The organism is Opacimonas viscosa, from assembly GCF_024199005.1.
Lineage (GTDB): Bacteria > Pseudomonadota > Gammaproteobacteria > Enterobacterales > Alteromonadaceae > Opacimonas > Opacimonas viscosa.
The window spans coordinates 1-679 of sequence record NZ_JANATA010000052.1; the positions used below are offsets into that span (position 1 = coordinate 1).

The 679-nt window shown below is 43.9% G+C and carries 2 protein-coding genes; both read left to right on the forward strand.

Features of this window, described 5'->3' with window-relative positions; all coding sequences use genetic code 11:
• The first annotated feature begins 82 nt into the window (after positions 1-82).
• Entirely contained in the window at positions 83-421 is a 339-nt protein-coding gene (tnpA, locus tag NLF92_RS12650) for an IS66 family insertion sequence element accessory protein TnpA (protein ID WP_254102547.1), read from the forward strand.
• Positions 418-679: IS66 family insertion sequence element accessory protein TnpB (tnpB, locus tag NLF92_RS12655; protein WP_254102555.1), on the forward strand; the 262-nt coding region annotated here is incomplete at its 3' end. The genes tnpA and tnpB, both read left to right, overlap by 4 nt.

The following is a 679-nucleotide window of genomic DNA, read 5'->3' on the forward strand; positions in this document are numbered from 1 at the left end:
GTATCCGTCCGGTAAACCCCGTCTAGCAACACCATAATCTATGTTTGATAATCAAGCTCCTTCATCCTCACGGAGCATTGGAATGGCTAAACGTCGACCCAGAAAATCCATCGAGCAATGGAAAGCCGTCATTGCCGATCAACAAGCTAGTGGTTTATCGCGGCTAGAGTATTGCTTTAAGCACGACATTCATATCGATACGTTTAGTGCACGGCTGAGTGAAATCAATCGAGGGCTCAATGGTCGCAGCACGGTATCGGCAAAGACGATAGTTAAACCTCAATTGGTTAAAGTCAGTAGCCAAAGTCGTAAAGCACAACGTGAGTATATCGCTATTGCGTTTGCTGATGTGGAAGTGCGTTTACCATTGAGCGTCCAAGCAGATTGGTTTGCGCAGGTACTCAAAGGTTTGCAGTCATGAAAATGTTTGTCGAGCCAGGTGATATCTACCTGCATTGTGGATACGTGGATTTTCGCAAAAGCATTAATGGTCTGCTGATCATCATTGAGCATGAGCTTGAACTCTCAGTATTTAGTGATGCGATGTTTATCTTTTGCAACAAAAAACAAGACAAACTCAAAATCATCTACTGGGACAAGACCGGCTTTGTCATGTGGTATAAAGTGTTACAAAAGCACCGCTTTAAATGGCCAAAGCTAGACGATATGCGCCATATCC

What these genes read in the sequence shown, in the direction of transcription:
- tnpA (WP_254102547.1), top strand. Translation starts at nt 83, where the DNA reads ATGGCTAAACGTCGACCCAGAAAATCCATCGAGCAATGGAAAGCCGTC.